Source organism: Paenibacillus sp. PvR098, from assembly GCF_017833255.1.
Lineage (GTDB): Bacteria > Bacillota > Bacilli > Paenibacillales > NBRC-103111 > Paenibacillus_G.
The window spans coordinates 4,216,416-4,243,164 of the sequence record NZ_JAFIBU010000001.1 but is presented as its reverse complement, the minus strand read 5'-3'; the positions used below and the strand labels follow the sequence as shown (position 1 = coordinate 4,243,164).

Sequence of the window (26,749 nt, the reverse complement as noted above, 5' to 3'; positions counted from 1 at the left end):
TCTTATCCATAAGCCAATGGCTTTCAAAAGAGAACTGCGTCATGTTTCATGTCCCTATACTTTGTTTAAGAAAGATATGACACTACAATGTGTAGTTAAATTAAAGGAGGCTATTTATGAACACGTATGTGATTCCGCAACATCTTCAACAATGCATCGACGCCTGCTTTGCTTGCATGAAAGCATGTGAACAATGCTTCACCGCCTGTTTACAGGAACCCGATGTCCAAGCAAGAGTCCACTGTATCAGCATGCTCCGTGAATGTGCGGATCTCTGCTCACTGGCTTCACAACACATGGCCCGCAACAGTATGAATGCAAAAGCAATTTGTGAGTTGTGTGCGAGTGTATGCGAGCATTGCGCGGAACACTGCGATCATTTCGAGGATGATCATTGTAAGGAATGTGCTGAGATGTGCAGAAAGTGCGCAGAAGCCTGCCGCAAGATGGTTGCCTAATCAAGGATATGTACGCCACACATGTGTGGCGTTTTTTATTACCTGTGTCTAACCAAAAAAGACTAAAAATCCCGGCTAAAGTACATCACGTACTCTAACCGGGATTATCTATGTGCCAGACTATGAACATCCGCCCAATACAACACTTGGCATAATTAGCACGATAAACATGGAAACGAGTGCAGGTCTGAATTGAAGAAACGGGATATGCACCGATTTGTCGGGGTACAGTACCTGATTAATCCTGTAGTTGATGGCCACATCTGCGAAGTAAACACCAACACCTGGATAGGTAACTGTTCGAATTCGTGAGAGCCTTAATAGAACATTCCCTAATTCATATTCAGAGCCTGTCTTACTCAAAACATAACGATCGGCCAATACTTCCTTTAGCGTCTTGTAGTATTGATGGAACGCTTTAAACATCGGGACATACCCCAACCCATCTACAAGTAAAGTAGATAAGAAAATTTTGAGCGGATCATGATGGATACAGTGGTATCGTTCATGCTGCAGAATGACATCCACTTCTTTGGGTGAGAATGAAGTTAATACGGCCGTCGACACAATGATTTGGGGACGTACGAGCCCCATGGTCAAAGCAATAAACGACGTGTCGTTAACAACGAGAAAATGAACCTTCCAATGACGGTACTTGTAATTCAGTTTTTTGGTCAATTTGTGATGTTTTTTGGACTGAAATATACGCTGCCATTTTTCCGAGAAATACCATTGCTTAAAGGCCCGCCATATCATTCTTGTTACGGTGTACAAGATGACCATAAAGAATAGAACTTTGGTGATTATATGTCCAATCGAGTTTTCACTCACTACGGAAAGGCAATATTGGAACACATTCCATTGGTATTCCACATTCCATACCTCATGAGCTATGAAAAGCCCCATTTGCGATAATAAGAGAACACTCAACAGCAGCGTAAACACAATGATCAGTTTAGGCTTCCATTTCGTTTCTATTATATTCATCTTGGTTTCCTGCTTTGTATTGCACTTATTTTCTCTTGAAGCCTGGCAATCAATTCGGGGTCAGCGTTCTCCAGAGCATCAACCATATGATTCACCACAAGATCCCCATATTCTTGAATGAGTCCCTCCGTAACCGCTTTGGTTTGCTCCGCTATGAATTGTTCTTTGGTCTGTATAGTCGAATAACAAGAAACTCTTCCTCTGCCGCGTCCGGAAGATTGTTTTTTGAGATGGCCCTTCTCAATTAATCGATTCATTACCGTCATGACGGCATTGAATGTGATGGGGTGCTCTTCATTGACAATCGATTGCACTTCTTTCACGGTCAATCCTTCGGAAGACCAGAGCAATTCCATAATCCTGGCCTCTAGCGGACCGAAAAAATGATTCAGCCCTTCTTCATTCACATTATATTTTTTCACTTTCATATCTTATCCCACCCCTCGCACTACAAATCGTAGAATATTACACTACGTAAAGTCAAATCGTATTTATCATCTGCGCGATGAGTCGTCCACTTTTGCCTAAGGTCGATCACAACTTCTACATAACCATTTTATATGATTATTTTATCCACATTACAAGAAAAATCACAAGCAGACGTAAACCATGAAAGTAAATCACCGTTCAAAGCCTTATTACCAATCCAGAGATTAACCTCACAGCGAAAGAGAGCGGTCTGGAGGTCATGCCTGGCAAATGAGGACTGATCTAGCAGCGGAAGTCAGTTGTTCACTGCGGCCATCGGCACTAAACAATTGGATATGATACAATTGTTGATTGAGCTTGATATTGATCCGGATCAAGGAAGCCATTCATGGAATTCTCCATTGCTAAAGACAATATCCTTGGGGATGGACTCCATTGCGGAATATTTTATTGTTCATGGCAAACAGTTGCAAGAGCTGGACAAAGCATTACTCGAAGCGATCACTAAAAAGAATGAGCAGCTAGCTCTTCTCCTATTGGATCACGGAGCAGATTCGGAAACCAAAAATGGGTTTGGACAATCGGCCTTTCAATTAGCTATTGAGTACCGAATGACTGCGTTGGTCGAGAAATTGCTCGAAAAAAGTATTGGGCAGGAACACATGAACCAAGCCTTCCTGACTTCCTTGCAAAAAAGTCAATCCGATATGGCCTCACTGCTCTAAAAGTACGGGGCCGACCCGCATTCCAAACTAAAAAATGGGCAAAATCCGTTCTCCGTTGCAGTGGAACGTCGATTAATTCAAGTAGTGGAAGCATTGATACGCTTTGTAAACTTACAGGAGACGTATCATGCATTTGTGAATGCGGTTATGAACGGATTCCATTTCGATGGTTCTGATGTTCATCAGAAAAGGAATCGGTCCTAATTTGGTTGATGCGGAGGGTACGAGTGCCCTTATGCATGCAGTCAAAGCCGGTCATTCCAAAATGGTGTATGAACTCATTCTGGCGGGCGCGAATATCGATCGACAGAATAACCAGGGGGAAACCGCGAGAAGTGCTGCGCTTGCTAGCAATAATGCAGGTATGCTCCGGATACTTTCCAGTAAAACTAATACACACTGTTGGAGCTGTAAGGCGAGCATTGATTCTATTCGCTATCTTAATTGCAGTACATGTAAATGGATCATTTGCCCTTGCAGCGCAAGCGGCTGTAATTATTCCTTGGATAATTCATACAGAAGATAGACAATTTGTAAAGCAAAAGCTTAGTCCTGCAGTCTCTGCTTTGACTAAGCTTATTTTTGTTATTTATATTTATTTTTGCGTCCATGTCTTCCCGCTATCCTTGCTTTCATAAACCTTGAGCCCGCTTGTGGCAATCAGCAAACGGCTTGCATCTTTTGCAGAGCTTTTGATTCCCAAGGGCATTTCACCGTTCAATTCCACCTGCATCGATTCCCATGTCTTTAAATCTTTCGAGCGAAGGAATCCTCCTTCGGTTAACGCAATGACATTCCCGTCCGGCAAGGTCAGAAGCTAAAAGGCGGGATCATTGCTAATTTTGGTCTCCTTTTGCGCTTCCATTTCCAGATCATAGCGGAAAAGGCCATGTTCAGCGCCTACCAATAAAGAAGATTCATTGTCAGTTGATGCGCATCCGGCACATCCGGCTTCGGCTGGTTCGGAAGTCCGTTCTCAGCCGTTTCCCATGTTTCTCCACCATCTACGGTCCGCTTTACAAATCCGTGACCCGACACCATGATATGCTGCGGGTTAGAAGCATCGATCTCCAATCCCATCACATCGTCCTGGCTTAGCGGCGGGAGAGTCCTTTGCCACTTGGTATCCTTCCATTCATATACGCCGGTATGAGTTCCAAGCCAAACTGTCTCTCCATCCGGAGCATAAGAGAATACATGAGGATGGTTATCGCTAGAGCCGGGGATCAGTTTATCGCTAGCCGACCCGGTTGATTTATTGTACATTCCCCATATGACAAGTCCCAATATACCGTCAAGCACGATGATGAAAAGCCGTCCCATGCCAAAAGATGAACGTTTGCCTTTGTTTTTCATGACTAAAATTCCTTTACCTAGTATTTACACTACAAATTGTAGTTAATATAAACACGCATGTCAAATCATCCGGTGCCGCCCGTTAAGAGTATTGATTTTTCAATATAGGTGTATAAAACACAAAAAGGACTTTAACCCCTATCAGTTAAAGTCCTTCGTGCTACAACCATACATTAACGTTGAAATTCAACGATACTCTGCTTCTTTTCATTCACCGTAAGCCGGAATACATCGGGCCGGTTATAATGGCCCATCACATCAAAGTCGTACCGGCTTTGGATGATCTGTTCTAAATCCAGATCGGCAATCAGCAGCCCTTCCTGATCCCACAGCGGCTTCGTGACATATTCTCCTAAGGGGCCTACGATCGCGCTCCCGCCTCTGGATAACACGTCAGGCTGCTCGGAAAGCTCGTCCAGGCAGGCTAAATCATCCGGGTACGTGCTTTTTGTTGCATATTGGTTGGAGGATAATACAAAACACCGGCCCTCGCAGGCGATATGCTGAATTGTGGCTTGCCAAGTATCGCGTGCGTCTGCCGTCGGAGTGATGAATAGATCTATCCCTTTAGCATACATCGCGGTTCGCGCCAAAGGCATGTAGTTTTCCCAACAGATTAATCCACCGATTCTCCCAAAAGGAGTTTGGATCACCGTAAGTGTGCTTCCATCTCCCGATCCCCACAGCAGCCGTTCCGCACCCGTCGGCATCAGCTTCCGATGCTTACCGAGAAGTTTGCCATCCGGTCCTATGTATACCATGGAGTTATACAAGGTTGAGCTGCCGAGCTCAGCTTCGCGTTCAACTACTCCTACAATAAGGTAGACTCCGGCTTCATAGGCAGTCTGTCCAAGAATATCCATGTCTTCTCCCGGAATTTCTACAGCACTCTCCCAGTATCTCGCCCAGTCCTTTCTGCCCGAACCCGTTCGACTTCCTACCCGGGTCCCAAACGTAAATCCTCGAGGATAGCCTGAGACGAACGTTTCCGGAAATACTACCAATTGGGCTTCTTGCCCTGCCGCTTCCTTCGTCCACTCCGCTATTTTCTTCATAGCAGATGCCTTGTCAAAAAGAATAGGAGCCGACTGAACTATCGCCACACGCGCCGTACGTTCCATAGGGATGACCTCCGTTTATCGTGTTTTCTCCTTAAAGTCCGTATATCTATCATATCGTGCTAAAACAAATGGTAAACAGCCAATCATCCTCCTTTATTACCATCCAATCGTCATGTGATGTGTCTCGCGAAAGGAATTCATAAATTATTACCAAATTCCACGCATGATTTGTGTTAAGATACCAAATAATAGGACTGAATCCATTCGATTCAACAGTTAGGCGGTGTCCCTATGTGGAAGCCCGATCGCTCAAGCAAAAAGCCATTGTATCAACAAATTGCCGAATATATGGAACGCCGAATAAGCTATGGCGAGTACCCTCCCGGCAGCACCTTACCGTCTGAGAGAAAGCTTGCCGGAGAACTCCAAGTCAATCGGAGTACGGTTGTGCAAGCTTATGAGGAACTTCGAGCTTCGGGACTCGTAGAAAGCCTTGTTGGCTGCGGAACCAGAGTAAGCGGAAATAAATGGGGGTTCGCCCCTAAACATGCTGCAAATTGGCGTTTATATGAAGAAAGCGGTGCTTTTTTACCTAACATCCCCTTCATTCGGCGTATTCGTGAAGAAATTCGCAAAAATCCGAAGATCATTGATTTTGCCAGCGGCGAGCTTTCGACCGATTTGTTTCCTAATCAAGCTTTCCAGAAGCTATGGCAGGAGAGGCCTTATCTTGATCATTGGGGTTACGACGATCCCAAAGGCTATCTGCCATTAAGGGAAACGCTTGTCTCGTTCTTGCAAACGTATCATGATATCCATTCGACCTCATCTTCGATTCTGATTACATCCGGATCACAGCAGTCTTTATTTTTGATTACTCAATGCTTGCTTAGTGCAGGCGATGCGGTGGCCATTGAAGATCCTTCTTATTGCTATTCCTTGCCCATGTTTCAGTCGGCAGGATTGCGGCTGCTCCGATTACCGGTCAAAGACGAGGGTATTGAACCCGACGACATCTTGACCTTATATCGTCAGCACCGTGTGCGTATGATTTTTTTAAACCCGAATTATCAAAACCCTACAGGCACGATTCTGAGCCAGGAACGTCGCATGAAGCTGCTGGACATTGCCGCGAACTTAGGGATTCCTATTGTAGAGGACGATCCTTTCAGCTTAACGTCCTTTGACGGTCAATCACCTAAGCCGTTAAAAGCGTACGATACGACTGGTAATGTGCTTTACATCGGATCGTTATCCAAAATTGCTGCATCCGGTTTACGGATCGGGTGGATGGTTGCTCCGCAATCGGTCGTTCATCGCTTGGCGGATGCCCGACAGCAAATGGATTTCGGGCTAAGTGTCATCCCCCAATGGATCGCGGCGCAATTTTTGGGATCCAAAGCTGATTTTGAAGAGCATATGTCATCTTTGAGACAATCGCTGCTAACCAAGCGAAACCTTCTCATTTCGGCTATACATGAACATCTGAACGATGAAGTCGAATACTTCTCCCCCCAAGGAGGACTAAACCTATGGTGCAGAATACGAAAAAAAGTGGATGATTTTAAGCTATTGGAGAAAGGGATTAAACGCGGGGTCATTTTTGTTCCTGGAAGCGTTTATGGCTCGGAACCCGGCTATGTCCGTTTATCATTCTCAAGGCCAAATCCCGAGTTCATCCACAAGGGGATCCGCGCTTTTGCAGATAGTTTAGGACACGGCCAATAACAGTGGACGGGACAACATGTTCCCGATTGGATGGTTACAACCTAGCCATTTCTTGATACGATCCATGTATAAGTCTAAGCTGGATGGTGAATGCGATGCCTCTGTATATCTATTACATTATTTTCTTAACCATTATGTTATTTGGAACGATAGCAACGATCATGATCGGTCTTTCCAAGAAAAACAGAGAAGGGAATCCCGGTTATGACCAAAAAACAAGCAGCATTTTTAAAAATCTTTCCTATTACTATATTATTGCCATCGTTCTCGGTTATTTAGCATTGGTCCTATATATAGTGAAATAACAAAAACATAAAGCGCAAAAAGGAGCCGGTTTTGAACTGCACCCCAAAAAGTTAGACAAGGTTATGTTATTAGGCAGCTTGTAAGGCATGAGTACGGTATTGAACTGGACTCATGCCTTTTAATTTTGCCTTCATTCGTTTGTGGTTGTAGTAATCGATATATTTCGCTAATTCTTGTTTAAAGTGTTCCACACTTTCAAATTCCTTTAGATAGAGGAATTCGGATTTCAATATACCAAAGAAATTCTCAATTACCGCATTGTCGTAACAATTGCCTTTACGGGACATACTTTGCGTGATCCCCCATTCTTGTAAGGCATGACGATATTGCTTCATCTGATAATGCCAGCCTTGATCGGAATGCAGGAGGAGTTCATCGTTCTCTGACAGTCGTTCAAATGCCTTCTCCAGCATCTTCGAGACGAGGGAATAGGTTGGTCTTGAAGCGATTGTATACGCAATAATTTCTCCGTTAAATAAGTCTAAAACAGGTGACAGGTAAAGTTTTTCGCCAAATAATTTGAACTCTGTGATGTCCGTTACCCACTTTTTATTTGGTTTTTCCGCTGTAAATTGACGGTCTAAGAGATTGGGGGCAATCTTACCTATTGTCCCTTTGTAAGAACGATATTTTTTCATACGGACAACGCACTTCAAGCTCAATTCTTTCATGATTCGCTGTACTTTTTTATGATTCACTATATAACCACGGTTCACCAATTCATCCCGAATACGACGATAACCATAACGCCCTTCATGTTCGTCAAAGATGGATTGGATCTGTTTTTTTAACTCGACATCTTGATCCGATTTCCCAAAGTTTTTCACCCAGTAATAATATGTACTACGTGGAATCCCTGCTAGCTTGAGTACTGATTTCACCGGAAATTCATGCCTTAATTCAAAGACTACTTGCGCTTTGTCTTGTTTGGTGATTTTTCCTTGCTTTGAACTAAGGCATTCAACTTTTTTAAATAAGCATTCTCCATACGTAAACGCTCTAATTCTGCTTGCAAAGCCTCTGCTGAACCTTCTGCTGGTGCAGTTTTGTTTGTTGGTTTCTGACTATCTTTTTTCATCGTTGGCCGCCCCTTTTTCTTTGATTCCAGGGCCGCCCAGCCTAGTGTGTCTAAGGTATTTTGCCAATTCCAAAGAATCGATTCGGAAGACAAGTTAAATCTCGCTGCCGTTTCAATAATGGACGTCCCGTGTTCGTTCATATAGTTAATTACGTCTAGTTTATATTGGGCAGTGTATTTTGTATAGGTTTTTATAAAGGCCCCTTCTCCATGATATTGATACTTTTTCACCCAATACTGTAGTTTACTAACATGTACACCGATTTCCTGTGCGATTGTTTGATAACCTGTATGTCCTTCTAAATATCGTTTGACCGCTTTTATTTTTTCTGCTGCTGTAAATTTAGCCAAAAGAAAAGCACCTCCAATTGTTAGATGTGTGTCTAACAATTGGGGTGCAGTTCATTTCCCCAGCTCCTTCTTCTTTTTTCATGGTAATGAAATGAGAGTTAAGCTTTAGGAAAAATAAGTTTAAACTCGGTCCCTCTCCCTAATTCACTACGAATAACGACTTTTCCCATCATATTTTTTATGATGTTGAACGCGACCATGGTTCCAAGTCCTGTACCCTTTTCCTTATTCGAGAAATACGGGGTTCCCAGCCGCCGAATTTGTTCATCTGTCATCCCCATCCCCGTATCACTTATGTGCAGAATGACATTGTTTTTCTGTTTACTTACTGAAATTTTTAAAAATCCCCCCTGCTCACCCATAGCTTCAATTCCATTCTTGGCAATGTTGATAATACTCTGTCTGAGCCTTTGACGATCCCCAATAATAAACAGGTTAGGTTCAGATTGTAATTCAACCTCGACACCTTTTAAATGGGCATAAGATAATAAAACATTGTTGATGTATTGAATTTCTTCGTCGATATCCAATCTCTCTACACTTTGTAAGTGAGGTCTTGCTAATGATAAATAATCATTAATAATTTGCTGTGCACGATCCAGCTCCTCAATGCATACTTGACTGTATAACTGCTTTTTTTCCGGAGCCAAATTGGATGTACTGAGCAGTTGAATAAACCCTCTAACAGCGGTTAGAGGATTTCTGATTTCATGAGCAACAGAAGCGGAGATTACACTCGCGACCTTCATTTTCTCCGAATCGATTAGCTCATTACGCATCTCTACATTTTTGGTTATGGCTTCGATAATGTAGACGGTTAAACCAATAAATACACTTTGCAGGATATATAAAAGGATCCAACTGGAAAAATCGTAATTCAAATTCGGATCATACATCAGACTTCCGGATAAGCCAACCGTTTTGCCTACTAAAGAAATGAGAGAGGAAATAAGGATTTTATGAATCAAACGAAAGGATTGGAATTTTTTAAAAATCAAGAGGATGAGTATGAACGTCATGCCTGCGGTCATAACATTGATATAAGCACCCGTGCCCCCAACCAAAAACCTGATACCAATCAATGAGCTGAATAACATGAGTGAAGTTATGGAGTTACCATAAAAACAACCCAATATTAGAGGAACCAACCGAAGATCAAATAATAACCCATTATCTTCCATTGTAGGAAAAAACATGCACAAAATCATAGGAACACCAAACAAAAAAAAGGTCACTGCATTCTTTAAAACCGCTCTTTTTTTCAATTTTTCATGGATGGTAAATTGATAAAATATTAACGGAAACGTTATGAAAAAAACATTCAGTAAAAAATTGTTAAGCGCATAGTTAATGAACACAACGTTCCACCACTTTTTTATGTATAGTATTTCACATTATACAACAAACCCGCCCTTTTTTTTCTAAAATTTTTTAAAATTTTTTGTTAAACTTACGCAAAAAAACTGTGCGGCTCACGCAGCACAGTTTTTAGTATACTTAACTCTTCTTTTGGGGACCCGCCGAAATAATTTCTTCGCTCATATCGGAGAATTTCTCGAAGTTCTTCATAAAGCGCTCCGCCAATTCCGCCGCTTTCGCATCGTACTCCGCTTTATCCTCCCATGTGTTTCGGGGCACCAGCACTTCACTTGGAACACCTGGAACGGACTCAGGGCAAAGCACGCCAAAGATCGGATCGGCAACAAATGTCGTTTGTTCGATGCTGCCATTAATGGCAGCCGTCACCATGGCTCGGGTATAAGAAAGATTCATCCGTTTCCCTACGCCGTAAGGTCCTCCGGACCACCCGGTATTGACCAAGTACACTCTTGCGTCATGCTCTTCGATTTTGTTCCCCAGCATCTCAGCATAAACGTTCGGACGCAGTGGAAGAAATGGTGCTCCAAAGCAGGTAGAGAACGTCGCTTCCGGTTCCGTTACACCTCTCTCCGTACCTGCCAGCTTCGAAGTGTATCCCGACAAGAAGTGATACATAGCCTGTTCCTTCGTCAGCTTGGAGATTGGAGGCAGGACACCGAATGCATCAGCCGTCAAGAAAATGATGACATTCGGATGTCCGGCCACTCCAGGGATCATTGCGCCCGGAATGTAATCGACTGGGTAAGCCGCGCGCGTGTTTTCCGTGATCTGGTTATCGTTGTAATCGGCAATGCCGGTATCGGCATCCAAGGCAACATTCTCCAACACCGAGCCGTAGCGGATGGCATTCCAAATTTGCGGCTCCTTTTCCTCTGAGAGACCTATGCATTTGGCGTAGCAGCCGCCCTCAAAGTTAAACACGCCGTGATCGGACCAGCCATGCTCGTCGTCTCCGATTAAACGACGGTTCGGGTCGGCGGAAAGCGTTGTTTTCCCCGTGCCAGAGAGTCCGAAGAACAGAGCAGTGTCACCCTTCTCCCCGACGTTAGCCGAGCAGTGCATCGGAAGAACGCCTGAGAACGGAAGGAGATAATTCAGAACGGTAAAAATGGATTTTTTCATCTCGCCGGCGTACTCCGTGCCTCCGATCAGAACCACCTTTTTTTCAAAAGAGACGGAGATGAAGGTTTCGGAGCGGGTACCGTCTACAGAAGGATCGGCCTTCAACCCCGGAAGAGCAATCACGGTAAACTCCGGCTGATGGGTCAGCAGTTCTTCTTTTGTCGGTCGGACAAAAAGCTGACGGACAAATAAATTATGCCAAGCGTATTCATTCACTACTCGAATAGGAAGCCGGTACTCCGTATCTGCACCTGCATATCCGTCAAACACGAACAGCTCCCGTTCCGCCATATATTTTTGCGCTTTTTGATACAGCTTCTCAAACTGAAGCTGTGATATAGGTTGATTTACTGCGCCCCAAGCAATATGGTCCATCACTGACGGTTCCTGCACCACAAATTTATCCTTAGGGGAGCGGCCGGTGTACTTTCCCGTCAATGCCCGTAATGCTCCGGAGGAAGCCAGTACTCCTTCCTTTCTCTGCAATGCCGTTTCTACCAATTTCGATACCGATAAGTTGTGATGTGTTTTCTTAGCATGCTGCTGTTGAACTGCCTTAAAATCCAAGACCATACTGTAACTGCCTCCTTTGGTTCGCTTTTATTTAGTGTACATCAATCAATGTATAGTACACAATATAAATTTATCTATTACATAATTTTTAATTGTTTTCTACACAATTTCGTCAAATGTAACACTCTACTTGTTCACGAATATAGCCACAAAAGCTTACAAATCTTTTCTTTATAACACTTTATAAAGTCGATCCGGCAGGTTCCTTCGATCAAAACACAGAAAAAGCCATTCGTCCTGGTCCGACCCGTCAACATCCATCAGACAAATGACTTTATTAAGGGTTCCAGCACTCAAAGAGTGTTTCTTCTCCTCCTGACCTGCACACGCTTCATTTATTTAAGCCACCCAGGCGCCCGCCAGTTCCAACTTCCAAGCCATTTCATTAAAGAAGGAACCAACACCATCCTGATGATCGTCGCATCAATCCAGATCGCGGCTGCGATGCCGATCCCCAGCTGTTTGACCCCGACCACCTCACCAAAGGCGAACGGCCCGGTAACCGCGATCATGATCGCAGCCGCCGAAGTGATGATTCTGCTGGTTGAAGCCAGCCCCACCAGAACAGCGCGCTCGTTATCCTGAGTCTGCCGGTATACCTCGGAAATACGTGACAAAAGGAATACACCGTAATCCATACTAATGCCATAAGCGAGTCCGAAAATAAATACGGGAATCATGATGGCGATGCCGTACGGCTCCATCCCAAAGCGTCCCTCTTGAAATACCCATACCAGAATGCCAAATGAAGCTCCTAAGCTCAGGAGATTCATAAGGATGGTTTTGAGCGGAATAAGAATGGATCGAAATGCAACGAACAGCACAACAAATTGAGAAATAAAAATAAACAACAGCATATGCTCCATATGATCGAATATCTCATCAAAGACTTCCTGCTGGTATTTCGATTCTCCCCCCAGCAGGAAACGCATTTCCGCAGACTTCCCCTCCTGCTCCCAATGCCTGACCCAATCCTTCGCCTCCTGGGATGCCGGACTTCCCTGTAACGTCACATGAATGAGCATTCGGTTATCATTCACAAATGGCTCCAACGCCGCTTCATAGCTCTTTTGGATCTTCGGTTTTTGAAACAGGTTGTGCATCTGTTCGGGCGACATGCGCAGGCTGGAAAAAACCGAATCCACCCGCAGCACGTCCGGATCCCGTTCCAAACTTTGCGTCAAAGCATAGGCGTTCAACCAATCATCTTTAATGAAGTAATTCGTTCGTCCTTGGGCTACGATATACACATGCGAGGTCGATGGGGATGCGAAGTGGGTTTGATAAGCCTCGGCGGCGGTGCGCGAATCATATCCCCGCGGTAAGGAAGCAGCGTCCGGTATGACTAATTTCATTTGGGCCAAAGGCAGAAGACAACTGATGAGCACAATTGAAGCCAAGAGCCCCATTCGGACTGGCCTCTTCATGACAAAAAGCGATAAAGAATACCAAAACATTATTTCCCCGGAAATGGTGCTAGGCTTCTTCTCCAATCGAATGCTTGGCTCCAGGACGGTTAGAAGTGCGGGAAGACAGGTTAGGGTTAATAGTACCGATACCGTCACAACTACCAAAGCCCCCATCGCAACGGTAGTAAACATGGGCAGCCGGATAAACCATATCCCCATTAAGCCAAGACAAACGCAGGCTGCAGAAAACATGACGGCCCTGCCGGCTGTTCTTATGGTTATGACCAACGCCTGTTCCGCTGAAGCTCTCGTCAACTCCTCCCGAAACCGGCTAACCATTATTAAAGCAAAATCGATACTCAGCGCCAGCCCAACCATGGGAATGACGTTCAGAACAAAGTTAGACAGCTCCACCTGAGTCCCCAGCCAATACATGATCCCCATGGCGCCGGTCACAGAGATGATCCCAATAACAATGGGAATCATCGCGGAAACAACTCCTCCGAAAGCCAGCCATATAATAAGAAAGGCTGCGGGAATTCCAATAAGCTCCGCCTTTTTCAAATCCATCTGGCTGGCCTGATTCACGTCCGCTTGGACCACGGATTTCCCGGTCAATCTCACCGAAATATCGCTATGCTTCGGCAGGCGTTGATGAATGTCATCAAGCACCGGCTTCATGTCATACGAGTGCTTTTCAAAAGCAAGCAGCGCGTAGGCGAAGTTATTTTCTAGCATCCCCTTCTTCTCCAGCGGAGAAACGACTTGCGTCAGACCTCCGATCCCCTGCAGTTGAACCAAGGTTTGCATAATGAACTGACGAAATGGCTCGGGGGATACGGAATCTTTTTTTTCAAACACAAGAATGACAGGGTCCTCAGGAATATGAAAATCGGTGGATAGAATATGCTGAACCTTGACATAGACTCCATCCGGAAGCAGGCCATGATCCTTCAATACGCTAGGCAGCTTGGCAGCGTAAAGTCCGAAGAAGATCAGGAACAGTGCCCAAAGCACGATGATCGTTTTCGGATAACGAAGGGAGAGGAAGGCAAGCTTTTGGTATCCCATGTCCATGCTCCTCTATACGCTGATTCGATGTTCTAACCATCTCTTTCTTTCAATCGGGTCGCTTGAACCATGCGTGACGCCAATCCCGGTGTACAATGCGCTAACCCCAGCAGAAGCCGGGGGACAACCGGCGCGCTGAACAGCGATTGAAGAAGACGTCCCCACCTGAGTGGACCCGTAAACTCCCGCTGAATCGATTGCGTGTATTCACGCTGCCATCGGGAAAGGGAAATCTCCCCGCGAAGATAGCCGTCGGCCAGGGGGACGCATAAACGGGCTGAACGCAGGGCCATCGACATGCCATCTCCGCAGAGCGGCGGCACCATCAATGAAGCATCCCCTACACGGGGGATGCCTTCCCATGCCACAGGCATGCGGCTTAGATTCACCGGAGCTACGGCTGCCTGAGACCCGGGGACCGGAATAGCTTGAGCCAGCTTGACAGATAGCTTAGGATTTCTTCGTGCAGCCGCATCGATCATACCCATAATCGTTTTGTCTGTATCCCGAAAAGCCTCTCTTTTCAACAGTGCCGCAGCGTTAACGAGTCCGCCTTCAATCGGAGCGAGCCCCAAGTATCCGCCGGAAAAAAAATAGAGCTCTACCACCGGCTCCATCGGTATCCCCCGAAAATGGGATTTCACACCCATGTAGGTGTTCCTTGCAGGCACATCCGAATTGTACCCTGGAAGTCCCGAACGTGGATTGGCCCCCCATGCCGCAATAACCGCTCGTGCTTCGAAGGCTGCTGTATCCCCCTCCCGCTTTATCTCCATCGTGTACGTCCTGTCGCTCATAGATACGGATGTAACCGTTGTTCCGGTTCGCACATCCACGCCTGAGCTTACCGCTGCACTGTGGAGAGCAGGATCCAACGCATTCCGGCTTACGCCTATAGCGACTCCAGGCAGAGGAATGTCCAATACAGCCCCATGACTCATGATCAAGCGGATGCGGGTGATGCAGCTGGGTTGGAGCGATTCCACATGCCTCCTCAAATCAAGAGCGTTCAGCATGCTTTGCGACTCTGGAGAAAGAAATTCTCCGCATACTTTGTGACGCGGGAAAGTGTGACGGTCGATCAGAACCGTATCCCATCCCCTGTCCGCCAAAGCCTTGGCCACACTGCTTCCGGCTACCCCTGCACCGAGAACCGCTACATCGTGGATCCGCTTCATCGTCCTCAGCTCCGTTGATTGAATTAGACCTTGTTCTTTCGGATGACAACTGCATACCGGAACAAGGGTCTCCAGGTATACCATAGCTTGGATTCGGATTCACCCAATGCTTTCTTAAGACCATCCCAATCCTCAGAACGGAACCCTTTGGCCACGGACAGAGGCCCGTCGTTTACAACAAACCGGTTGCGCGAAACGATTCGAGCCGTAAGCCAAACCGCTGCCCAAGGGATCCAATGCCGGTGGATGTCGTTGATGACAACACCGATACGGGATGCCTTCAGCATGCTTCGAGCAACCCTAAGAAGCTCGTCCGAAGCAAAATGATGAACAAACTGCGTCCCCGTGACCACATCCGCGCATGCTTCCGGGAGCTTGAATACATCACTCCGCATCACGCGTACCCGCGGTTCATTGTAATAAAATTGTCTGGCCTCTTCGCACGCCTCTTCCGTAATGTCTACCAAAGTAATCTTAAGCTCGATCCGGTTCGCATCCGCCCATCGCAGAATCTTGCGATTCACATCCCCGGACCCTGATCCGATGTCCAGGATAGACAATCGCCTCGGCTTGTCCGCTTCCGTCCACAATCGCCTCACTCCGTACAGGGCGGGTGCCGATGCGCCAAAGATGCCATTCAGCTTCCGAAGATGCTGTAAAGCTTCACGAAGCTCAGGTCCCCCTGCAGACAAATCATCCATCAATTCGGACTCTGCGGCCCGCTGCCTCAAGCTTTTAAACACTGGCATCGCCTACTAGCTGCTCCAGTCTAACGACAGATGGCAAATATGTGATCTTGGCCATCTCGGCTGTAAGCCCGGGACCAAACGCCAGGGCAATGCCGCTTGTCGGGCCGGACCTACGGCTTTGCAGCTCCTGCTTCATTTCGTTAAGCACGAATAAGATCGTGGCCGAAGATAGATTGCCATACTGGCGAAGTACGTTGCGGCTCGGCCGGACTTGGTCATCCGTAAGTCCGAATATGTCCTGCAGCGTATCCACAATCCCCCGGCCTCCGGGATGAATCGCCCATAGCTCAGGCTTGGTTTGACCCAAGAAACGCTCTACCTCTGCGGGGACCCCTTGACCTATCAATTTGGGGATATGCGGGGAAAGATAAAGGTCAAACCCAGTATTGCCTACCTCCCACACCATCTCCTCAGCGGAGTCCGGCATGAGGACCGTATGATCGTTTTCTAACTGATAAACCCCTGAATGGTTCGGTCCTGCGGAGCCTACTACACAAGCCGAAGCGCCGTCGCCAAAGAACGAAGCGGCATATAGGGCCTCCTTCTCGCTGGAGGGCTGAAAATGAAGCGTGCACAGTTCTACGCAAACAATTAATACTTTGGCGGACGGAGTACCTGACACGAGCTGCCGGGATAGGTTAATGGCCTTCAATCCGGCAGCACACCCCAAAAAGTTCAGTGGAATCCGATTCACGGTAGCAGCCAGGCCCAATGGTTGAATCAATGCGGCATCCATACCCGGAAGAAATTGTCCGGTACAGCTGACTGTGACCAAATGAGTTATGTCGGAGGCATCCACCTCGCTGTCCATAAGAGCTTTTCTAGCTGCCTCTATCCCCAATGGTACAGACTCTCTCTTATAGGCTTTCATGCGATCGGCAGTTGTAGGAACGCCTTCTGCGGATGTGCCGGGCAAATAACGACATCCGGCGGCAGGCTCAAGCAGGTCCGGCTCACAGGTATAACGGGTATCCACTCCGCACTGCTTGAATATTCTCTTAGCCCAGCGTGCAGAGTGGGGATGCTCCCTTAAGGCTTCGGTTAATCTTTGTGATACATCGGCTTGTTCGATCCGACAAGCCGGCACGGCCGTACCTATCCCCAAGACCGCAATAATTGGAGTCATATGTTCCATTTCATGCTTCATCCCCTCGTCCAATGGTCAATATCGAGTTTAGTTAGGATAGTGATCATGCTTTACACATGTCTATTCAAATTGGTGTTTCATTATGACGTGCTTCCGATTCCAACAGCCGGAATACCCTTTAATTCATTTTATTTTTCCACTTTAAGGATATATGGAAGGAAAAGTATACAACTTGTCGAAATACTGCTAATCAATAGCTTAAGCTTATTATCCAGACAATGGAGGTAGTGTTTTTGTGGAATCGTTAAGTAACGCGGATTCATCTTTTCCTACTGATTCACTCTTTATCCATTCATTCGATGCCCTATGTTTATTGGATAATAAGGGACTCGTGCTCAAAATAAACCATACCTTCAGCAAGCTGTTCGGATGGAAGGAAGAAGAATTGAAAGGACACCGGCTGCCCTTTCCATACGGCATCGATTATTTAAATACCTCTTACCCCGCCACGGTCGAGGATAATCACAACGCGATACAACGAAAAGACGGAAGTTCTCTTCTCGTTCAATTGAAAGTTTTACCTCCCGAGCGAAACGGCACTTTTTTTATCGTCATGAAAGAAGCTACCTCGCAAGACTTCATAAAAAAATTGGAATTGATTGAACAAGAGCATAGAGAAACCATCCGCTTCCAGCAAGGGATGTGCTTTAAATACAAAAAAATAGATGGGCGTTTTATTCATACGCTGTGCGATGGTGAGCTCATCTACCGATTAGGACTAGGCCCTGATAAAGTGGTAGGAAAGGAACTGAAAGAGTTTTTGCGGCTGGAGACCGCTGTTTTTAAAGAACCATTTTACGAACGCGCTTGGCAGGGTGAAGAAAATGTCATGTATGAAGGTCAAGAAAACGGCTTAACGTATTTGGCCTCACTCAAACCGATTAAGAGAAATGGCGCAATCATCGAGGTTATCGCTTCCTGTGTAGATATCACCCAGAGAAAATGTGCAGAAAATGCCCTGCAGGAGGCTGAGGCGCTTTATCGCTGCTTGGTGGAGAATGCTTTAGTCGGGGTGTATTTGTACCAAAATGGGAAGATTGTATATGCCAATCCTGTATTCTGCAGCATTTTCGGATATTCTCAGAATGAAATCACAACACTGGATTTGATCGATTTATTCATCAACGAAGAACGAGAGTACATGAAGAATAAATTAACATATGGTCAGGATAAATACGGTTCCGCCAATCGTGAATATAAAGTTCGAGGGATAGGTAAGGATGGCTCTATTGTTGATTTGGAAGGAAATTCGACGTTAACTCTTTTCCAGGGCAAGCCGGCTCTCATAGGTACAATCCTTGATATTACGGAAAGAAAAGAAACAGATCGGCAGTATCAGCGGCAGCTCAAGCTTTCTCCCGAACCTATCATGCTGCATAAGGATGATACGATTATTTATGTGAATGATGCGGGCCTCAAGCTGTTGGGCACAAGGGATCCTTTGGAGGTCATCGGATATTCGTTTATCGAATTGTTTCACCCGAATGATCAAGAGCATGTGCAAAAAACGCTGAATACGGTCTTAAAAAACGATCACAGCACCGGATTTTCCGAATATAAGCTAGTCCGATTAGACGGTAATGTTGTGGAAGTCGAGTCATCCGCCATTCATATTTACAAATACATGGGGGAAGCGGTCATCCAGAGTGTTTTTCGGGATGTCACCGAAAGAAAGCAAGCGGAGGAATTCATGCGAAGATCTGAAAAGCTATCCCTTGTAGGCCAAATGGCAGCAGGCGTAGCCCATGAAATACGAAATCCTCTGACCTCGATCAAAGGATTCTCCCAGCTGCTGAAGGAAAAGAACGATTCGTACAGAGATTATTACGAAATCATGATTTCCGAATTGGACCGTATTAATGAGATTGTGAACGAATTTATGTATCTGGCCAAACCGAACCCCATTGAATTCAAAAAAGTAAGATTGAGCAGTATTCTTGATCATGTCATTTCTTTAATGAATACCCAAGCCATTATGAATAACGTGAATATCCACGTTACCTATGACAATGACAGGGTGTCCATTAATTGTGATGAAAACCAGATCAAGCAGGTGTTTATCAATATATTAAAAAATGCCGTTGAGTCCATGCCCCGCGGCGGGGAGATCATCACTCATTACAGTACATCTAGTGAGCAGGACGAAGTTCATGTGAAGTTTACCGATCAAGGAATTGGTATTCCACAAGACCGTTTAAGAAAAATCGGAGAGCCTTTTTATACCACCAAGGAGCAGGGCACTGGTCTGGGTTTAATGCTAAGCTATAAAATTATCGAGTCTCATAAAGGAAGAATGAACATTCAAAGCGAAATCAACATAGGAACTACAATAGAGATCGTTCTACCTAATGGATAGTCAAACTTAAGAAATCAAACTTTTTTTATACATCCCACCTTGTATGCTTCCCTCCTATGATGACATACAAGATGGGATGATTTAAAGATGTGACTTACAAACCATAAGTTTTACCGCCGAGAGAGTCTAGTATTTCAACAGCAGGGAGCCCCAGCCTAACCCTCCGCCAAAAGCGGTTAACGCTACAACATCGCCGTGTTTAATCTTACCCGCTCTAATGGAATGATCCATGGCGAGCGGCACGGTAGCCGCCGAGTTGTTTCCGTAATATCGGATCGTGCTGATCATCTTCTCGTGAGGAACCTCTAAGGTTCTTCCGACGGCGTCAATAATCCTTTGATTGGCTTGATGGGGAATCACCCAGTCCACCTGATCCAAAGTAAAGCCGCTGTGCTCCAGCGTCTCTTTAATGCTTTGACTCATGAGCGTAACGGCAAGACGGAATATCCTGTTGCCGTTCATCAAAATCTTGTACTTGGTTTCCTCACTGTGCGGCTGAGGATGCCTGCTGCCCCCTCCCGGCACAATAGCCGCATCAAAATATTCCCCGTTTGAATGAATCGCGGAATGAATAATGCCTTCTGATGAGGATTCCTCGCTGGCAGACAGAACAAAAGCGCCTGCTCCATCGGAGAACAAAATACATGTCGAGCGGTCCGTGTAATCTGTAATTCTGGATAGCGTGTCGGCGCCAACCACCAGCGCATGCTTGCATGAATTGGATTTAATGAATTTCTCGGCAACATGCAGAGCGGCAATAAATCCGGTACAGGCCAGATGAACGTCAAACGCCGCAATGCTGCGGCACCCTAACCGATGCTGCACCTGGCAAGCGACCGGCGGGAACGGATGGTCGGGGGTCTCGGTAGCCACGATAATCAGATCGATGTCGGATGCCAGCAGCCCGGCATCCTGAATTGCCGCTTCAGCAGCGAAATAGGCCAGATCCGAGGTAGCCTGCCCCGGCAGCGCAATTCTTCTTTCGGATATGCCGGTTCGTTCCAGAATCCATTCGTCAGACGTATCTACGAGCTTTTCCAGCTCGCTGTTGGTCAATATTTTTTCCGGGACATAGGAGCCCACCCCGCTAATGATAGCTCGGGACATTTTCCATTCACCTCAATGCTTCATATATGTTGTTTTCGGACACCCGTACCGTTTTTACTCCCCGGTAAAGACAGGTTTTCTTTTCTCACGGAACGCGTCCAGCGCCTCTATCCGATCTTTGGTCGGGATGATAATCTCGTACGCTTTGGACTCCAAATCCAGGCCGGTCTGAAGGTCAACGCCCAATCCGCGATCGATGGCATATTTGGCTTGATAAACGGCTAGAGGAGCATTACCCAAAATCTCGTTCGCCAGCCGTTCGCTCATCTCCAAGAGCTTCCCCTGATCCTCCGCAAGACCGTTTAACACACCTAAATTCAGCGCTTCCTCTGAACTGATCTTGCGCGCGGTAAGGATTAATTCCTTGGCTCGGGAAGGTCCGATCAATCGGGACAGACGCTGCGTCCCTCCCGCTCCGGGGATGATCCCCAGGCTCACCTCCGTCAGCCCCATTAACACGCCCTGGACGGCGAACCGAAAATCACAGGCAAGCGCCAATTCAAAGCCTCCGCCGAAAGCAAAGCCGTTGATAGCAGCAATCGTCGGCTGCGGCAATCGTCCTAAAGCGGAGAAGACGTCCCGGATTTTTTTTACGTTTCGTCGAACCTTCTGCTCATTCAAGGTACGGCGTTCCTTCAAATCCGCTCCGGCACAGAAAGCTCGGCCTTCTCCCGAAACGATGACAATGCGTATATCTCGAGGATTTTGCTCAATTTCTTCAATGATCTCCCCCAAAGTTACAAGAGCTTCATAATTGAACGAATTTAATTCATCGGGCCTGCACAGTGTAATGTAACCGATATGCCCGCGTCGCTCCCACACGATTGGCTTTTGGGTCATCCTTGGTCCTCCTCTTTCCATATGCCGATCCCTTGGCTGTGATATTCCTTCATCAATTCTTTGTAAACCTTTGACGCTTCCTGCACGCACCTAACTCCGTGCTTGCTATCTTCGTTTTTTTTCCGTTGAACTCCAGAATCAATGTGGAACACCCGCCTTTAAAAAAATGGCGATATCGGTCCGCAATGGGAGCCGATATCGCAATTCAAGAAGCATGTTATTATGCGCCCATCCAGTTGGCTTCCCGTTTTTCCAAGAAAGAGCTCAGGCCTTCTTTGGCATCCTCGGAACGGAAAAGCAGGTTCTGCAGCTCGCCTTCATAACGAACCGCCACGTTGAGCGGCATTTCTTTGCCGTTCATAATGGAAAGCTTAATGTTGGCAGCGGCGTAGGATGCGCTGTTGACGATTTTTCTTGCATATTCAAGCACCTTTTCACGCGTTTGCTCCTGCGGGAACACGTCATTGACCAATCCCATTTGCAGAGCTTCCTGAGGCGTAATCGTTTTGCCGGTGATGTTCATATCCAGCGCACGGGAGAAGCCGATCAAACGGGCCAAGCGCTGCGTGCCGCCGGTTCCGGCGAGCACTCCGAGCGAGATCTCAGGAAGGCCGATTTTACCAGCCTGATCTCCCATAAAGCGGAGGTCGCAGCCGAGTGCCATCTCCAAACCGCCGCCGACGGTATGGCCTTCAAGGCAGGCAATGAAAATTTGCGGCGAGCGGGCCATTTTATCCAATGTCTCGTTGCAGAATAAGCAGAACTGCGTTTTGAAGCGAGGCTCAGCCGATTTCAGGAAGTTGATATCTGCGCCGGCAGAGAAGAACTTCGGAACATCGCTCATGAGAATCGCCACTTTGATCGAAGAATCGAAACGAATATCATCGATGGCCGCATTCAGCTCTTTATAGAAGTCCAGGCTGTAGGAGTTCGTTTTGTTAACGTGCAGATGAATTTCAGCGATACCGTTTTCTTTTATAAGGGTTAAATTCGTGGACATAGGGATTCCTCCTAAGGTTGGTTTGGATTTTTATTTGGATTTACTGAATTCCGAATAGATTGAGCGGCCGGCTTCCTACATAAGAGACTACACTCTTGGTCTCCGTGTACAAATTCATCGTTTCGAGAGAGAGCTCCCGGCCAAAGCCGGATTGTTTGTATCCGCCGAACGGCGTACCCGGGAATGCGGAGATCGGAGAGTTGACCATCACAATCCCTGCCCGCATAGCTGCAGCAACCCGGTGCGCTCTTCCATGATCCTTGGTCCAAACCGCGGATCCCAGTCCGAAGATGGAATCATTCGCCTGTCGGATCACTTCTTTCTCATCGCTGAACTTCATCACGACAACGACCGGACCGAAAATTTCCTCTTGTGCTACTCTCATGTCATTGCGGACATTGCCGATAATCGTAGGCATATACCAATGTCCCTTGTCATACTCCGGGCCTTCAGGACGTTTACCGCCATAAAGCACCTCGGCTCCTTCTTCCACAGCCAGCTTCACATAGCCGTCAATCACTTTTTCATGGCTTGCGGAGATGACCGCTCCCATGTGCACTCCCTCAGCAAACGGATCGCCGACGCGGATTTTCTTCGCCTTTTCAATGAACTTCTCCATGAACTTGTCATAGATGGATTCATGGACGAACAGCCGGGAACGGGCTTCACAGGATTGGCCTGTGTTATAGAAAATACCGTACAGAGAGCCGTCAACAGCACCATCGATATCGCAATCCTCAAATACGAGGTTCGGAGATTTGCCGCCCAGCTCCAGCGTCACCCGTTTCAACGTCACGGACGCGCGGGCCATGATGTCTTTTCCCGTCTCCGTTTCGCCGGTGAAGGCGATCTTGTCGATACCCGGATGCTCCGTCATGTAAGGTCCGATCTCCGAGCCGCTGCCGGTAAGAACGTTCACAACCCCCTCGGGAACTCCCGCTTCATGGCAAACCTCTGCCAGAGCGTATGCCGTAATCGGAGTGAAACTGGCCGGCTTGAGCACCACCGTACATCCTGCTGCCAGTGCAGGCGCCACTTTCCACGCTGCCATCATGAACGGATAGTTCCATGGGATGATTTGTCCGCATACACCCACCGGTTCCTTAACCGTATAGTTAAAAAATCCGTTAGGCACCTGATTCACTTGCCCGCCTTGGGTGATGGCGGCTGCGGCGTAAAATTCAAAGTCTTCAATCGCTTGAGTGATTTGCCCCTTCGCGGCATCTACCGTCTTGCCGCTGTTCAGCACTTCCAATTGGACCAATTCATTGAATCGGCCGCGCAGAAGCTCGGCGATTTTATTCAACACCCGGGCGCGCCTAGTTGCGGAGAACTTCGACCACTTGCCGTTCTCAAACGCATCACGGGCTGCGGCCACCGCTTTGTCCACGTCTGCCTTCGTCGCTTTTGCCACTTTCGCAATAACTTCTCCCGTAGCGGGATTATGCGTTTCAAATACCTCGCCATTGCTGCTGTCTTCCCATTTGCCGTTAATAAAGAGCGGATAATATTCCTTCAACATCGGTAGTCCTCCTCATAGTTTTTCGATAACCGTGGCGAGTCCCTGTCCTACCCCAATACACATGGTGGCCAAACCATAGCGGCAATCGGTGCGAGTCATTTCATGTACCAACGTGGTCACGATCCGGGCGCCGCTGCATCCAAGAGGATGTCCTAAAGCGATCGCTCCCCCGTTCACATTGACTTTGTTCATATCAAAACCAAGCTCCTTGGCACAAGCGACCGATTGAGAAGCGAACGCTTCATTCACTTCAATCAGATCCAACTGGCTTACCGTCAGGTTTGCTTTCTTCAATACTTTGGTTACTGCGGGAATCGGACCGATCCCCATATAGGCCGGATCGACTCCGGATGCCGCCCAGGTCACAATTTTGGCGATCGGGGTCAAGCCCAATCGCTCAGCGGTCTGTCTCTCCATGATCAGCAGGGCGCTTGCGCCGTCGTTGATGCCCGAGGAATTCCCAGCGGTAACGCTTCCATTTGTTTTAAACGCCGGTTTGAGCTGAGCGAGCTTCTCCAAGGTCGTATCCGCCCTCGGATGTTCGTCCGTATCAAACACAACGGTTTGTTTGCCCTGCTTGATTTCCATCGGAACAATCTCGCTCTTGAACCGTCCGCTTTCGATCGCCGCCTGCGCTTTGAGCTGGCTGGATAAAGCAAATTCATCCTGCTCTTCGCGGGTTATCCCGTAGCGCTCGGCCACATTCTCCGCCGTCTCACCCAAGCTGATCGGAGGATATTGCTCCGCCAGTTTAGAGTTCACCATACGCCAGCCCAGCGTGGTATCATACAGGGTCTGGTTGCCCCGTTCACCGCTCAAATTCGGCTTCAGCATCACGTAAGGCGCACGGGACATACTTTCCGTACCGCCCGCGATAAAAATATCGCCGATGTTCGAGTGGATTGCCGCGGCCGCTTGGTTAATCGCCTCCAATCCGGAAGCGCATAACCGATTAACGGTGACTCCGGGTACCGACTTTGGCATCCCTGAGAGCAAGACGGCCATACGGGCGACGTTGCGGTTATCTTCCCCCGCCTGATTGGCACAGCCGAAGAACACATCCTCCACCAGGGAAGGATCGAGGGGATTTCTCTTGAACAATTCGCGGATGACCGCTGCCGCAAGATCATCTGGACGCACATTCTGCAGCGATCCGTTATACTTACCGATCGGGGTACGCAAAGCGTCAACAATGACGGCCTCCCTCATACGAACGTCTCCTTCGCATCTTGATTAGCATAGGTGTAAAATCCTCTGCCTGTCTTTTGGCCCAGCCATCCGGCGTGAACGAGCTTCCGTAAGATAGGAGCAGGCCGGTAACGATCCTCGCCTAAGTCACGGTGCAGTCCGGACAACACGGCATAAATGTCATCCAATCCGACCTCATCCGCCCAAGCTAACGGCCCCATCGGATAATTCGTTCCTTTACGCATAGCCGTATCGATCTCTTCTGCCGAGGAGATTTTCTCCATCAACGCAAACGCGGCTTCATTCACAATCATCGACAATATACGTGGGAATACCAATCCGACTTCGTCTTCAACCCATTCCGTTTCTTTGCCGATGGCAGTAATGAAGGCTTCCGCTTGTTTGGCATACCCGGCATCCGTCTGAAGCGCCGCGCACAGCTCGATCAATTCCGTTTGTTCCAAGTTGGCAAACGCCGCAAAGCCTACAAGACGGGAAGGATGAGACAGCCATGAGGCCGCTTGAGTCGCTGTAACGCCCAGTACCGAGGACAAAATCAGCGTATCGCTGGCAATGTACTTTTCCATGTTCTGAAGCCTCGCTTTTTTCTCCGCAAGCTCCAGGTTCGATGTTTCTATCACGATATGGAGCGGTATGGAACGCGTCTTCGCCTCTTGAAAATCAAGGACCTCCACTCCCTTCATGGAACTTAGCTGCTTCCTCAGAGCGTCGGCAAGCAAATTGGTTCCTACAACGGAGACAACCTGCTTATTTGTCATACTCGTAGTACCCTCCCCCCGACTTTCTCCCCAGCTGTCCCGATTGCACCATTCTTTGTTGGTAGTAATGAGGGCGGAAGCGAGCATCGCCGAAAAATCCTTGGTGTAAAGATTCCGTTGTGGAGAAATTAATATCCACACCGATCATATCCTGCAATTCAAAGGGACCCATACGGAACTTCCCTGCTTTGGTCATAATTCGGTCGATCTGTGCCGCGGATGCCATCTGATCCCCCATAATCCGTAACGCTTCATTATAGTAGGGACGTGCGATCCGATTAACAATGAATCCCGGGGTATCCTTACACGTTACCGGGCTCTTGTTGATGCTCCGGGCAAAATTCGCTAGGCTCTCCATCGTGGCCTCACTGGTTCGCAGTCCACTGATCACCTCAACTAGCGGCATTAAGGTCGCGGGGTTGAAAAAATGCAATCCTGCAACCCGCTCCGGTTGATTCGTGAACCCTGCAATTTCAGTGATGGAGAAGGATGACGTATTCGTAGCCAATATCGTTTCCTTCGAACAATATGGGTCTAACTCCTGGAAAATATTGCGCTTAACTTCCATTTTCTCCGGAGCCGCTTCGATGACAATTTGGCACACCTGCAGATCGGCTAGCTGAACGGTGGTTCGAAGTCTTATTTTTATGCCTTGTGACTCAGACTCTGTCAGCTTCCCTTTTTCGAATAATTTATCAATTTGAGAATGAATTCGCGATAAGGAACGTTGAACCATTTCTTCGTTAATATCGTAAAGCAAAACGCTAAAGCCGTTTTGGCTAATGACTTGCGCAATACCGGCCCCCATCGTGCCTGAACCAATCACTCCGACTGTCTGAACCTTCATCG

At 47.2% G+C, this 26,749-nt stretch carries 24 protein-coding genes and 1 pseudogene; 7 read left to right on the top strand and 18 right to left on the bottom strand.

Annotated elements, in window-relative coordinates:
* The first annotated feature begins 116 nt into the window (after nt 1-116).
* Nucleotides 117-458, top strand: coding sequence for a four-helix bundle copper-binding protein (locus JOE45_RS21015; protein ID WP_210022514.1), 342 nt, complete (start codon nt 117-119; stop codon nt 456-458).
* Between the two features lie 120 nt (nt 459-578).
* Here the strand turns inward: JOE45_RS21015 and JOE45_RS21010 are convergent, their stop codons facing one another.
* Nucleotides 579-1,445, bottom strand: coding sequence for a M56 family metallopeptidase (locus tag JOE45_RS21010; protein ID WP_210022515.1), 867 nt, complete (start codon nt 1,443-1,445; stop codon nt 579-581).
* The gene (locus tag JOE45_RS21005) at nt 1,442-1,873 is read right to left on the bottom strand and encodes a BlaI/MecI/CopY family transcriptional regulator (RefSeq protein ID WP_210022516.1); all 432 of its coding nucleotides are present in this window, start codon (nt 1,871-1,873) and stop codon (nt 1,442-1,444) included. Before JOE45_RS21005 ends, JOE45_RS21010 begins: the two co-directional genes overlap by 4 nt.
* A 300-nt stretch (nt 1,874-2,173) precedes the next feature.
* Here JOE45_RS21005 and JOE45_RS21000 point away from each other — a divergent pair, with 300 nt between their 5' ends.
* The 3 genes and pseudogenes from JOE45_RS21000 to JOE45_RS23720 all read left to right on the top strand — a co-directional run bounded on the left by JOE45_RS21000 (nt 2,174) and on the right by JOE45_RS23720 (nt 3,237).
* Nucleotides 2,174-2,599 (top strand): ankyrin repeat domain-containing protein, encoded by a 426-nt coding sequence (locus JOE45_RS21000; protein WP_210022517.1) that lies wholly within the window; start codon nt 2,174-2,176, stop codon nt 2,597-2,599.
* A gap of 166 nt (nt 2,600-2,765) precedes the next feature.
* Nucleotides 2,766-2,927, top strand: a pseudogene (locus tag JOE45_RS24300) (ankyrin repeat domain-containing protein); the annotation flags it as partial.
* A gap of 7 nt (nt 2,928-2,934) precedes the next feature.
* On the top strand, nt 2,935-3,237 hold the full coding sequence (locus tag JOE45_RS23720) for a hypothetical protein (RefSeq protein WP_245247105.1): 303 nt from the start codon (nt 2,935-2,937) through the stop codon (nt 3,235-3,237).
* A gap of 262 nt (nt 3,238-3,499) precedes the next feature.
* On the opposite strand, the gene JOE45_RS20990 is transcribed toward JOE45_RS23720, so the two are convergent.
* Both JOE45_RS20990 and JOE45_RS20985 read right to left on the bottom strand, forming a co-directional pair.
* Complete coding sequence (locus JOE45_RS20990; RefSeq protein ID WP_210022519.1) at nt 3,500-3,955, bottom strand: beta propeller repeat protein; 456 nt, start codon at nt 3,953-3,955, stop codon at nt 3,500-3,502.
* 173 nt (nt 3,956-4,128) lie between these two features.
* Nucleotides 4,129-5,076 (bottom strand): carbon-nitrogen hydrolase family protein, encoded by a 948-nt coding sequence (locus JOE45_RS20985; RefSeq protein WP_210022520.1) that lies wholly within the window; start codon nt 5,074-5,076, stop codon nt 4,129-4,131.
* Between the two features lie 231 nt (nt 5,077-5,307).
* Between JOE45_RS20985 and pdxR the strand changes: the two genes are divergently transcribed.
* Nucleotides 5,308-6,744, top strand: a complete 1,437-nt coding sequence (pdxR, locus tag JOE45_RS20980; RefSeq protein ID WP_210022521.1) for a MocR-like pyridoxine biosynthesis transcription factor PdxR — start codon at nt 5,308-5,310, stop codon at nt 6,742-6,744.
* Nucleotides 6,745-6,839: 95 nt separating this feature from the next.
* On the top strand, nt 6,840-7,049 hold the full coding sequence (locus JOE45_RS20975; protein ID WP_210022522.1) for a hypothetical protein: 210 nt from the start codon (nt 6,840-6,842) through the stop codon (nt 7,047-7,049).
* Between the two features lie 69 nt (nt 7,050-7,118).
* On the opposite strand, the gene JOE45_RS20970 is transcribed toward JOE45_RS20975, so the two are convergent.
* From JOE45_RS20970 to JOE45_RS20940, 7 genes are all read right to left on the bottom strand, one after another.
* Nucleotides 7,119-8,479, bottom strand: a protein-coding gene (locus tag JOE45_RS20970) for an IS3 family transposase (protein ID WP_210022523.1) whose coding sequence is annotated in 2 segments (ribosomal slippage) — nt 7,119-8,023 and nt 8,023-8,479 — 1,362 coding nt in all. Because the reading frame shifts where the segments join, the coding sequence is not laid out codon by codon here.
* Nucleotides 8,480-8,577: 98 nt separating this feature from the next.
* On the bottom strand, nt 8,578-9,837 hold the full coding sequence (locus tag JOE45_RS20965) for an ATP-binding protein (RefSeq protein ID WP_210022524.1): 1,260 nt from the start codon (nt 9,835-9,837) through the stop codon (nt 8,578-8,580).
* Nucleotides 9,838-9,976: 139 nt separating this feature from the next.
* Entirely contained in the window at nt 9,977-11,554 is a 1,578-nt protein-coding gene (pckA, locus tag JOE45_RS20960; RefSeq protein ID WP_210022525.1) for a phosphoenolpyruvate carboxykinase (ATP), read from the bottom strand.
* Between the two features lie 335 nt (nt 11,555-11,889).
* Nucleotides 11,890-14,034: an MMPL family transporter gene (locus JOE45_RS20955; RefSeq protein WP_210022526.1), complete on the bottom strand. Its 2,145-nt coding sequence runs from the start codon at nt 14,032-14,034 to the stop codon at nt 11,890-11,892.
* A 32-nt stretch (nt 14,035-14,066) separates the two neighbouring features.
* Nucleotides 14,067-15,212 (bottom strand): NAD(P)/FAD-dependent oxidoreductase, encoded by a 1,146-nt coding sequence (locus JOE45_RS20950; protein ID WP_210022527.1) that lies wholly within the window; start codon nt 15,210-15,212, stop codon nt 14,067-14,069.
* Nucleotides 15,213-15,235: 23 nt separating this feature from the next.
* Complete coding sequence (locus JOE45_RS20945; RefSeq protein WP_210022528.1) at nt 15,236-15,961, bottom strand: methyltransferase domain-containing protein; 726 nt, start codon at nt 15,959-15,961, stop codon at nt 15,236-15,238.
* The gene (locus JOE45_RS20940) at nt 15,948-17,096 is read right to left on the bottom strand and encodes a type III polyketide synthase (protein ID WP_210022529.1); all 1,149 of its coding nucleotides are present in this window, start codon (nt 17,094-17,096) and stop codon (nt 15,948-15,950) included. Before JOE45_RS20940 ends, JOE45_RS20945 begins: the two co-directional genes overlap by 14 nt.
* 247 nt (nt 17,097-17,343) lie before the next feature.
* Between JOE45_RS20940 and JOE45_RS20935 the strand changes: the two genes are divergently transcribed.
* Nucleotides 17,344-19,464, top strand: coding sequence for a PAS domain-containing sensor histidine kinase (locus JOE45_RS20935; RefSeq protein WP_210022530.1), 2,121 nt, complete (start codon nt 17,344-17,346; stop codon nt 19,462-19,464).
* A 126-nt stretch (nt 19,465-19,590) separates the two neighbouring features.
* Here the strand turns inward: JOE45_RS20935 and JOE45_RS20930 are convergent, their stop codons facing one another.
* From JOE45_RS20930 to JOE45_RS20900, 7 genes are all read right to left on the bottom strand, one after another.
* On the bottom strand, nt 19,591-20,571 hold the full coding sequence (locus JOE45_RS20930; RefSeq protein ID WP_210022531.1) for a beta-ketoacyl-ACP synthase III: 981 nt from the start codon (nt 20,569-20,571) through the stop codon (nt 19,591-19,593).
* Nucleotides 20,572-20,625: 54 nt separating this feature from the next.
* A complete protein-coding gene (locus JOE45_RS20925) occupies nt 20,626-21,411 on the bottom strand; it encodes an enoyl-CoA hydratase-related protein (protein ID WP_210022532.1) in 786 nt (261 codons plus the stop codon).
* 220 nt (nt 21,412-21,631) lie between these two features.
* Nucleotides 21,632-22,411 (bottom strand): enoyl-CoA hydratase/isomerase family protein, encoded by a 780-nt coding sequence (locus JOE45_RS20920; RefSeq protein WP_210022533.1) that lies wholly within the window; start codon nt 22,409-22,411, stop codon nt 21,632-21,634.
* Between the two features lie 40 nt (nt 22,412-22,451).
* The gene (locus JOE45_RS20915) at nt 22,452-23,933 is read right to left on the bottom strand and encodes an aldehyde dehydrogenase family protein (RefSeq protein ID WP_210022534.1); all 1,482 of its coding nucleotides are present in this window, start codon (nt 23,931-23,933) and stop codon (nt 22,452-22,454) included.
* Between the two features lie 12 nt (nt 23,934-23,945).
* Nucleotides 23,946-25,142, bottom strand: a complete 1,197-nt coding sequence (locus tag JOE45_RS20910; protein WP_210022535.1) for a thiolase family protein — start codon at nt 25,140-25,142, stop codon at nt 23,946-23,948.
* On the bottom strand, nt 25,139-25,900 hold the full coding sequence (locus JOE45_RS20905) for a 3-hydroxyacyl-CoA dehydrogenase family protein (RefSeq protein WP_210022536.1): 762 nt from the start codon (nt 25,898-25,900) through the stop codon (nt 25,139-25,141). Before JOE45_RS20905 ends, JOE45_RS20910 begins: the two co-directional genes overlap by 4 nt.
* Nucleotides 25,890-26,747, bottom strand: a complete 858-nt coding sequence (locus JOE45_RS20900; RefSeq protein ID WP_210022537.1) for a 3-hydroxyacyl-CoA dehydrogenase NAD-binding domain-containing protein — start codon at nt 26,745-26,747, stop codon at nt 25,890-25,892. Before JOE45_RS20900 ends, JOE45_RS20905 begins: the two co-directional genes overlap by 11 nt.
* Between the last annotated feature and the right edge of the window lie 2 nt (nt 26,748-26,749).

Coding starts and splice junctions, on each gene's coding strand:
- JOE45_RS20915 (WP_210022534.1), bottom strand. CDS start 23,933: ATGTTGAAGGAATATTATCCGCTCTTTATTAACGGCAAATGGGAAGAC.
- JOE45_RS21015 (WP_210022514.1), top strand. CDS start 117: ATGAACACGTATGTGATTCCGCAACATCTTCAACAATGCATCGACGCC.
- JOE45_RS20975 (WP_210022522.1), top strand. CDS start 6,840: ATGCCTCTGTATATCTATTACATTATTTTCTTAACCATTATGTTATTT.
- JOE45_RS20990 (WP_210022519.1), bottom strand. CDS start 3,955: ATGAAAAACAAAGGCAAACGTTCATCTTTTGGCATGGGACGGCTTTTC.
- JOE45_RS20985 (WP_210022520.1), bottom strand. CDS start 5,076: ATGGAACGTACGGCGCGTGTGGCGATAGTTCAGTCGGCTCCTATTCTT.
- JOE45_RS20945 (WP_210022528.1), bottom strand. CDS start 15,961: ATGCCAGTGTTTAAAAGCTTGAGGCAGCGGGCCGCAGAGTCCGAATTG.
- JOE45_RS20930 (WP_210022531.1), bottom strand. CDS start 20,571: ATGTCCCGAGCTATCATTAGCGGGGTGGGCTCCTATGTCCCGGAAAAA.
- JOE45_RS20950 (WP_210022527.1), bottom strand. CDS start 15,212: ATGAAGCGGATCCACGATGTAGCGGTTCTCGGTGCAGGGGTAGCCGGA.
- JOE45_RS20925 (WP_210022532.1), bottom strand. CDS start 21,411: ATGACCCAAAAGCCAATCGTGTGGGAGCGACGCGGGCATATCGGTTAC.
- JOE45_RS20900 (WP_210022537.1), bottom strand. CDS start 26,747: ATGAAGGTTCAGACAGTCGGAGTGATTGGTTCAGGCACGATGGGGGCC.
- JOE45_RS21010 (WP_210022515.1), bottom strand. CDS start 1,445: ATGAATATAATAGAAACGAAATGGAAGCCTAAACTGATCATTGTGTTT.
- JOE45_RS20920 (WP_210022533.1), bottom strand. CDS start 22,411: ATGTCCACGAATTTAACCCTTATAAAAGAAAACGGTATCGCTGAAATT.
- JOE45_RS20955 (WP_210022526.1), bottom strand. CDS start 14,034: ATGGGATACCAAAAGCTTGCCTTCCTCTCCCTTCGTTATCCGAAAACG.
- JOE45_RS21005 (WP_210022516.1), bottom strand. CDS start 1,873: ATGAAAGTGAAAAAATATAATGTGAATGAAGAAGGGCTGAATCATTTT.
- pdxR (WP_210022521.1), top strand. CDS start 5,308: ATGTGGAAGCCCGATCGCTCAAGCAAAAAGCCATTGTATCAACAAATT.
- pckA (WP_210022525.1), bottom strand. CDS start 11,554: ATGGTCTTGGATTTTAAGGCAGTTCAACAGCAGCATGCTAAGAAAACA.
- JOE45_RS20905 (WP_210022536.1), bottom strand. CDS start 25,900: ATGACAAATAAGCAGGTTGTCTCCGTTGTAGGAACCAATTTGCTTGCC.
- JOE45_RS20940 (WP_210022529.1), bottom strand. CDS start 17,096: ATGGAACATATGACTCCAATTATTGCGGTCTTGGGGATAGGTACGGCC.
- JOE45_RS20910 (WP_210022535.1), bottom strand. CDS start 25,142: ATGAGGGAGGCCGTCATTGTTGACGCTTTGCGTACCCCGATCGGTAAG.